The 7837-nt window shown below is 72.4% G+C and carries 9 protein-coding genes; 4 read left to right on the top strand and 5 right to left on the bottom strand.

Translation table 11 applies throughout. The features are described from left to right. Positions 1 to 189: 189 nt before the first annotated feature. Positions 190 to 1572 (bottom strand): glycine--tRNA ligase, encoded by a 1383-nt coding sequence (locus AA75_RS16510; protein ID WP_033820809.1) that lies wholly within the window; start codon positions 1570 to 1572, stop codon positions 190 to 192. 217 nt (positions 1573 to 1789) lie between these two features. Between AA75_RS16510 and AA75_RS16505 the strand changes: the two genes are divergently transcribed. The 4 genes from AA75_RS16505 to AA75_RS16490 are packed head-to-tail and all read left to right on the top strand — an operon-like array spanning position 1790 to position 4969. Further along, a complete protein-coding gene (locus AA75_RS16505; protein ID WP_033820808.1) occupies positions 1790 to 2743 on the top strand; it encodes a metal ABC transporter substrate-binding protein in 954 nt (317 codons plus the stop codon). Positions 2744 to 2757: 14 nt separating this feature from the next. Next, entirely contained in the window at positions 2758 to 3603 is an 846-nt protein-coding gene (locus AA75_RS16500) for a metal ABC transporter ATP-binding protein (protein ID WP_033820807.1), read from the top strand. Beyond that, entirely contained in the window at positions 3600 to 4523 is a 924-nt protein-coding gene (locus AA75_RS16495; protein ID WP_033820806.1) for a metal ABC transporter permease, read from the top strand. Before AA75_RS16500 ends, AA75_RS16495 begins: the two co-directional genes overlap by 4 nt. A 35-nt stretch (positions 4524 to 4558) precedes the next feature. After that, positions 4559 to 4969: a Fur family transcriptional regulator gene (locus tag AA75_RS16490; RefSeq protein ID WP_033820805.1), complete on the top strand. Its 411-nt coding sequence runs from the start codon at positions 4559 to 4561 to the stop codon at positions 4967 to 4969. Between the two features lie 64 nt (positions 4970 to 5033). On the opposite strand, the gene AA75_RS16485 is transcribed toward AA75_RS16490, so the two are convergent. The 4 genes from AA75_RS16485 to AA75_RS45645 all read right to left on the bottom strand — a co-directional run. Next, entirely contained in the window at positions 5034 to 5873 is an 840-nt protein-coding gene (locus AA75_RS16485) for an isoprenyl transferase (protein WP_033820804.1), read from the bottom strand. A gap of 2 nt (positions 5874 to 5875) precedes the next feature. Beyond that, positions 5876 to 6622 carry a DNA repair protein RecO gene (gene recO, locus AA75_RS16480; RefSeq protein WP_033820803.1) on the bottom strand — a complete coding sequence of 249 codons (747 nt, stop codon included), beginning with the start codon at positions 6620 to 6622 and terminating at the stop codon, positions 5876 to 5878. Between the two features lie 226 nt (positions 6623 to 6848). After that, positions 6849 to 7514, bottom strand: a complete 666-nt coding sequence (locus AA75_RS16475) for a TerB family tellurite resistance protein (RefSeq protein WP_082526571.1) — start codon at positions 7512 to 7514, stop codon at positions 6849 to 6851. A gap of 224 nt (positions 7515 to 7738) precedes the next feature. Next, the coding region (locus AA75_RS45645; protein ID WP_149038180.1) for an alpha-isopropylmalate synthase regulatory domain-containing protein at positions 7739 to 7837 on the bottom strand (99 nt) is incomplete at its 5' end.

Here is a 7837-nt window from a genome sequence, read left to right as displayed (position 1 = left end):
CGCGCTGGCGGCGCTGCGCACGGCCGGCCTGCCGACCGGGCCGGCCGACCGCGGCCAGGGCCGCCGCCGCTCCCGCGGCCGCTGATCCCCGCGGGACGGCGATCCCGGCGGGCCGGGTGCGCTCCGGCCGCCCGCAGCACGACGGCCCCCACCACGCGAGGCGGTGGGGGCCGTCGGGGGCGGTCCCGGTCAGCAGCCGATCAGGCGGGCACCGAGGTAGGACTTCACCTGGTCCAGGGAGACGCGCTCCTGCGCCATGGTGTCGCGCTCGCGGATGGTGACCGCGTTGTCCTCGAGGGTGTCGAAGTCGACGGTGACGCAGAACGGCGTGCCGATCTCGTCCTGGCGGCGGTAGCGCTTGCCGATCGCGCCGGCGTCGTCGAACTCGACGTTCCACGCGGTGCGCAGGTCGGCGGCCAGGCCGCGGGCCTTCGGGGACAGGTCGGCGTTGCGCGACAGCGGCAGCACCGCGACCTTGACCGGGGCCAGGCGCGGGTCGAGCCGCATGCCGACGCGCTTCTCCATGACGCCCTTGGCGTTGGGCGCCTCGTCCTCGAAGTAGGCGTCGAGCAGGAAGGCCAGCATCGCGCGGTTGAGACCGGCGGCCGGCTCGATGACGTACGGGAAGTACCGCTCGCCGGACTCCTGGTCGAAGTACCGCAGGTCCTTGCCGGAGTGCTCGCTGTGCACCGAGAGGTCGTAGTCGGTGCGGTTGGCGATGCCCTCCAGCTCGGAGAACTCGGTGCCGCCGAAGTTGAAGCGGTACTCGATGTCCACGGTGCGCTTGGCGTAGTGGGAGAGCTTCTCCTTCGGGTGCTCGAAGAAGCGCATGTTCTCGGTCCGCAGGCCGAGGTCGACGTACCAGTCCCAGCGCTGCTGGAGCCAGTACTCGTGCCACTGGTCGTCCTCGCCCGGCTTGACGAAGAACTCCATCTCCATCTGCTCGAACTCGCGCGTGCGGAAGATGAAGTTGCCGGGGGTGATCTCGTTGCGGAAGCTCTTGCCGGTCTGGGCGATGCCGAACGGCGGCTTGCGGCGCGAGGTGGTCTGGACGGCGCTGAAGTTGGTGAAGATGCCCTGCGCGGTCTCCGGGCGCAGGTAGGCCAGGCCGCTCGCGTCCTCGGTGACGCCGAGGTGCGTCTTCAGCATGCCCGAGAACTCCTTGGGCTCCGTGAAGGCGCCCTTGTTGCCGCAGTTCGGGCAGTTGATGTCGGCGAGGCCGTTGGCGGGCAGCCGGTTGTGCTTGGCCTCGTACGCCTCTTCCAGGTGGTCGGCGCGGAAGCGCTTGTGACAGGAGAGGCACTCGGTCAGCGGGTCGTTGAACGTCGCCACGTGGCCGGAGGCCTCCCAGACCTCGCGGGCCAGGATCACCGAGGAGTCGAGGCCGACGACGTCCTCCCGAGCGTGGACCATCGAACGCCACCACTGGCGCTTGATGTTCTCCTTGAGCTCGACACCCAGTGGGCCGTAGTCCCAGGCGGCGCGCGTACCTCCGTAGATCTCGCTGCAGGGGTAGACGAAGCCTCGGCGCTTGCTCAGGCTGACGATGGTGTCGATCTTGTCGGCGGCCACAGTGCTCTCTTCAGTACGACGGCACGGTCAAGGCGCGGCTGGTTGCACGCACCCGAATGCCCCAGGTTACCGGGAGCGCGGGCCCCGCCGTCACACGGTTTGACCGCGCGCCGGGCGCGTTCCGGCCACCGCCGGGGCGCACCCGCACATCCTTGCTGCACAATCAGCCATTCGAGTGAGTTGACAATCATTTCCACTCAAGATGAGAATGGTTGTCATGATGATCCGACGTTCCTCGATAGCCCTCGCCGCGAGCGCGGCCGTCGGCGCCCTGCTGCTCACCGCCTGCGGTGGCAGCTCCAGCGCCGCCGACGGCGACGGCCGGCTGAAGGTGGTGGCGTCGTTCTACCCGATGGCCTACCTCGCCGAGCAGATCGGCGGCAGCCACGTGAAGGTCACCGGCCTCACCCCCGCCGGGGTCGAGCCGCACGACCTGGAGCTCAAGGCCCGTCAGGTCGGCGCGGTGCAGAGCGCGGACGTGGTGGTCTACCTCAAGGGCCTGCAGCCCAGCGTCGACCAGGCCGTGAAGGGCACCCACGCCGAGCACGTGGTCGACGCGACGGCCGTCTCGCCGCTGGTCGACCACCACCTGGACGAGGGCAACGAGGAGCCCGGCGGCGAGCACGCCGGCCACGAGCACAGCGGCCCCGCGGGCGACCCGCACATCTGGCTCGACCCCACCCGCTACGCGGCGGTCGCCCGCAGCGTCGGCACCGAACTCGCCGCCGCGGACCCGGCCCACGCCGAGGACTACCGCAGCGCCACCGACCGGCTCCTCGACCGGCTGACGGCCCTGGACACCGCGTTCCGCGACGGTCTGAAGGACGTACCGACCAAGACCTTCGTCACCAGCCACGCCGCGTTCGGCTACCTCGCCGACCACTACGGCCTCGAGCAGGTCGCGATCAACGGCGTCGACCCGGAGGCCGAGCCCACGCCGGCCCGGCTCACCGAGATCCAGCAGGCGGCCCGCTCCCACGGCGTCACCACGATCTTCTTCGAGACCCTGGTCGACCCGCGGCTGGCCGAGACCGTCGCCAAGGACCTCGGTCTGCGGACCGACGTGCTCGACCCGCTGGAGGGCGTCAAGGACCCGGCCACCGAGGACTACTTCTCGGTCATGCAGCACAATCTCGCCAACCTCCGGACCGCGCTCGGCGCCACCGGCTGAGGGGGACACCGACCATGAGCACCGCCATCCCGCAGGCGGCCGACCCCGCCGCACCCGACCCCGCCGCCGCATCCGGCGCTCCCGCGACCGACGCCGACGCGGCCCCGGCCGTCCGGCTGCTCGACGCCACCGCCTCGCTGGGCGGGCGCCCGGTCCTGCGCGGCATCGACCTGACCGTGCGGCCGGGCGAGGTGGTCGCCCTGCTCGGCGCCAACGGCTCCGGCAAGTCCACCACCGTCAGGTCCGTGATCGGCGCCGTCCCGCTGCAGCGCGGCAGCCTGGAGCTGTTCGGCACCCCGCTCGGCCGGTTCCGGGCCTGGCACCGGATCGGGTACGTGCCGCAGCGCACCACCGCGGCCGGCGGAGTGCCCGCCACCGTGCGCGAGGTGGTCTCCACCGGCCGGCTGCCGCAGCACCGGCTGCTGCCGTTCCGCCGCCGCGACCGCGCGGCGGTCGACCGGGCGCTGGCCGCCGTCGGCATGCTGGAGCGGGCCTCGGACGGCGTCGCCGGGCTCTCCGGCGGCCAGCACCAGCGGGTGCTGATCGCCCGCGCGCTGGTCGGCACCCCCGATCTGCTGATCATGGACGAGCCGATGGCCGGGGTGGACCTGGACAGCCAGCAGGTGCTCGCCGACACCCTGCGCAGCGAGGTGGCGCGCGGCGCCGCCGTCCTGCTGGTGCTGCACGAACTCGGGCCGCTGGAGCCGCTGATCGACCGCGCCGTGGTGCTCCGGGACGGCTGCGTGGCCCACGACGGCCCGCCGCCGCGCGGGGTCGGCCAGCACGCGCTGCCCGGCCACGACCACGTCCACCCGCACGCCGACGACCACCACCGGAGCACCCAGGGGCTGCTGTCATGACCGAGATGCTGCAGTACGACTTCATGCAGCGGGCGCTGATCGCCGCCGTGCTGGTCGGGGTGACCGCGCCCGCCGTCGGCATCTACCTGGTGCAGCGCCGGCAGGCGCTGATGGGCGACGGCATCGGGCACGTCGCGCTCACCGGTGTCGGCCTCGGCTTCGTCTTCCAGACCAGCCCGGTCTGGATGGCGGTGCTGGTCTGCGTCCTCGGCGCGATCGTCATGGAGCTGGTCCGCTCGCGCGGCAACCAGCGCGGCGACATCGCCCTCGCGATGCTCTTCTACGGCGGCATGGCCTGCGGAAAGCTGCTGGTCAGCCTGAGCCCGCAGGCCGGCAGCAGCAGCCTGGAGAGCTACCTCTGGGGCTCCATCCTGACCGTCTCGGCGGACGACCTGGTGGTGATCGGCGCGCTGGCCGCGGTGGTCGTCGCGATCACCCTGGGCCTGCGCCGGCAGCTGTTCGCGGTCTGCCAGGACGAGGAGTTCGCGCGGGTGACCGGCATCCCGGTGCGGCTGCTCAACCTGCTGCTCGCGGTCACCGCCGCGGTCACCGTCACGGTGGCGATGCGGGTGGTCGGCCTGCTGCTGGTCAGCGCACTGATGGTGGTGCCGGTGGCCGCCGCCCAGCAGCTCACCCGGTCCTTCGCGGCCACCCAGGCCGCCGCGATCGGCCTCGGGACCGGCGTCGCCCTGCTCGGGGTGGCCGGCTCGTACCAGGCCGACGTGCCGTCAGGACCGGCCATCGTGCTGCTGGCCATCGCCGCGTTCGCGGTGTTCAGCGCCCTGGCCGCGCCGCTCGCCCGGCGACGGCACCGGGCCCGGCCGGCGGACGGCCCCGCGGTGTGCGACGTGGCACTGCCCGGACAGCAGGACGGGCGTCGTACGGACGCCCCGCTGCCCAGTTCCGGGCTGGCACAATGAGGTGCGACAGCACCCGACCACCAGGAGGACTCACGGTGACCACCGCAGGCCCGTCGCCGCGCGCGCGATCGACTCGGCAGCGAGCCGCCGTCTCGGCGGTCCTGGACGAGATCGAGGACTTCCGCAGCGCGCAGGAGCTGCACGACATGCTCAAGCACCGGGGTGACTCGGTGGGGCTGACCACGGTGTACCGGACCCTGCAGTCGCTGGCCGACGCCGGCGAGGTGGACGTACTGCGCACCGCGGACGGCGAGGCCGTCTACCGCCGGTGCAGCAGCGGGCACCACCACCACCTGGTCTGCCGCAGTTGCGGCGCCACGGTCGAGGTGGAGGGGCCCGCCGTGGAGCGCTGGGCCAACGCGGTCGCCGCGGAGCACGGTTTCAGCGACATCGCGCACACCCTGGAGATCTTCGGCACCTGCGCGGAGTGCGCCAAGAAGGCCTGAACCGGCGGGTACGCGCGTGGGGCCCGGGTTCCGAGGAACCCGGGCCCCACGCGTACCCCACCGCTCAGCGCTGGGCCGGCAGCTCCGCCGAGCCGTCCTCGACCGCGTTCGGGATCGCACCGCCGAAGCGGCGGTCGCGCCGGGCGAACTGCTCGCAGGCGCGCCACAGGTCGCGGCGGTCGAAGTCCGGCCAGAGCACGTCCTGGAACACCAGCTCGGCGTAGGCGGACTGCCAGGCCAGGAAGTTGGAGGTGCGCTGCTCGCCGCTGGGGCGCAGGAAGAGGTCGACGTCCGGCATGTCCGGGTAGTACAGGTACTTGGCGAAGGTCTTCTCGTTGACCTTCTTCGGGTCCAGCCGGCCGGCCGCGACGTCCCGGGCGATGGCCTGCGCGGCGTCGGCGATCTCGGCCCGACCGCCGTAGTTGACGCAGAAGTACATGGTCATCGCGTCGTTGTCCTTGGTCTGCTCCTGGGCGACCTGGAGCTCCTGGACGACGCTCTTCCACATCTTCGGCATCCGGCCGGCCCAGCGGATCCGGATGCCCAGCTCGTCCATCTCGTCGCGGCGGCGGCGGATCACGTCCCGGTTGAAGTTCATCAGGAACTTCACCTCGTCCGGGGAGCGCTTCCAGTTCTCGGTGGAGAAGGCGTACAGCGAGAGGTTCTTGACCCCCATCTCCAGGCAGCCCTTGAGCACGTCCAGCACGACCGCCTCGCCGACCTTGTGGCCCTCGGTGCGCGGCAGACCGCGCTCCTTGGCCCAGCGGCCGTTGCCGTCCATCACACAGGCGACGTGGTTGGGCACCAGCTCGCCGGGGATCTTCGGCGGCCGGGCGCCGCTCGGGTGCGGGTCCGGGGTCCGGTACACCCGCTGCTTGCTGCCGAACAGCCGTCGCGCGACCATGCTCACTTCTCCACGTATCTCATCGAGCGGATGCCCCGCTCCAGGTGCCACTGCAGATAGGCGGCCACCAGCCCGCTGCCCTCACGCCAGTACCGGGGTTCGCAGCCGTCCGCCGTCTGCCAGTCCCCCGACAGCAGCGCCCCGAGCAGTACCAGTGTCTCAGGGGAGGGTACGGCACTTCCGGGCACGCGGCAGTCCGTGCACAGCACACCGCCCGCCTGCAGCGAGAAGAACCGGTTGGGGCCGGGCAGCCCGCACTTGGCGCAGTCGGTGAAGCTGGCGCCGTAGCCGTTGACGGCGAGCGAGCGCAGCAGGAAGGCGTCCATCACCAGGTGCGGCTGGTGCTGCCCGGCGGCCAGGGTGCGCAGGCCGCCGACCAGCAGCAGGTACTGCTGGACTGCGGGCTCGCCCTCGTTCTCGGCGAAGCGCTCCGCGGTCTCCAGCATCGCGGTGCCGGCCGTGTAGCGGGTGTAGTCGGCGACGATCGGGCCGCCGTAGGGGGCGATCGTCTCGACCTGGGTGCACAGCGGCAGGGTACGGCCGACCAGGTCGCTGCCCCGGCTGAAGAACTGCACGTCGACGTGGGAGAACGGCTCCAGCCGGGCACCGAACTTCGACTTGGTCTTGCGGATGCCGCGGGCGACCGCGCGCACCTTGCCGTGCTGGCGGGTGAGCAGGGTGATGATCCGGTCGGCCTCGCCGAGCTTCTGGGTGCGCAGCACCACGCCGTCGTCGCGGAACAGGCTCATGCCGGTTCCCGGCCGGGACGGTCGGACAGTGTGGACATCCCACCATTGTCCCGCAACCCCGGGGCCCCTCCGGCCATCCGGCGGGCGGGCAGCCGTGCGCCCGCACCCGGGGCGGTGGGGGGAGCGCCCGTGGCGGTGCGGGGTACGGCGGGCCCGGAAGGGGGTCGGGCCCGGTCCTGGGGCGGTGGTGCGGGTGCGGAGCGGCCTTCGGGGACGGACCGGCGGCTCAGTGCGGGGCGCGGGTGGCGGCCGCCAGCAGTTCGCCGACCTGGGACTCGGAGAGCTTCAGACATCGCCCGACCACCGCCAGCGCGGCCCGCTCCTCGGGGAGGTAGCGGCCGTCGGCCAGCGCGATCCAGGCGCCCTGCAGCAGCAGGCGTTCGCGGCCCTGCTGGGCCAGGTGCGGGGCGAGCGGCTCCAGGGCGGCGTGCAGTTCGACGGCCAGGCCGCTGCCCACGCCGTCCACGTCCAGCGGTTCGCCGCCGCTGTGGCCGGAGAGCGCCGCCAGCGCGGCCAGCACCTGGGCCTCGCCGCTGTCCTCGAAGCCCGCGTCGCGGACCACCGCGCAGGCGGCCTCGCGGCCGGCCCGGCTGGCGGTGCCGCCGGCCGCGAGGGTGGCCAGCGCGACGGTGTACTGGGCGTCCCGCAGCATCGCCGCCAGCCGGACGCAGGTGAGCTGGTCCAGCGTCTCGGTGCCGTACCGGCCGTGGCAGGAGGTGCACTGCACGCAGCCGATCACCGGGCCGAGCGGCAGCACCGGGCTGCCGAGCAGCCGCAGCCACCGCCGGCCGTGCTGCCGGCGGTAGTTGCGGTCCCCGCCGCAGCCGGGGCAGAAGAACTCACCGAGAACGTCCGTCCGCCAGCGAGGGCGGACACCCCACAACCCTGTCACGGTGCCACTCCCCAGACATGGCAGGCGGCCTGCGCATCAGTGGGCAGGTCACGCGACCGGCCGTCGGGACGTCCCACCGACCCGGCTTCCGGTGCGTCGATGTTGCCACGGTTACCGGCACGTGTCAGCACCCCGAACGGGTGCCGATGGATAAATCTGTGACGCGTGCCACACCCGTGAGGAGTGTGGCACGCGTCACGGCCGCCGATCGGCGGCACCACGAACTACCCGCGCTGCGACCGGTTGACGGCGCTCACCATGGCCTTCAGCGAGGCCAGCACGGTGTTGGAGTCGATGCCGACGCCCCACAGCACCTTGCCGTC

The sequence above is a fragment of the Kitasatospora sp. MBT63 genome, from assembly GCF_000710465.2.
GTDB lineage: Bacteria > Actinomycetota > Actinomycetes > Streptomycetales > Streptomycetaceae > Kitasatospora.
This window is presented reverse-complemented; position numbering and strand designations above follow the sequence as displayed.

Coding starts and splice junctions, on each gene's coding strand:
- AA75_RS16505 (WP_033820808.1), top strand. CDS start 1,790: ATGATGATCCGACGTTCCTCGATAGCCCTCGCCGCGAGCGCGGCCGTC.
- AA75_RS16500 (WP_033820807.1), top strand. CDS start 2,758: ATGAGCACCGCCATCCCGCAGGCGGCCGACCCCGCCGCACCCGACCCC.
- AA75_RS16495 (WP_033820806.1), top strand. CDS start 3,600: ATGACCGAGATGCTGCAGTACGACTTCATGCAGCGGGCGCTGATCGCC.
- AA75_RS16485 (WP_033820804.1), bottom strand. CDS start 5,873: ATGGTCGCGCGACGGCTGTTCGGCAGCAAGCAGCGGGTGTACCGGACC.
- recO (WP_033820803.1), bottom strand. CDS start 6,622: ATGAGCCTGTTCCGCGACGACGGCGTGGTGCTGCGCACCCAGAAGCTC.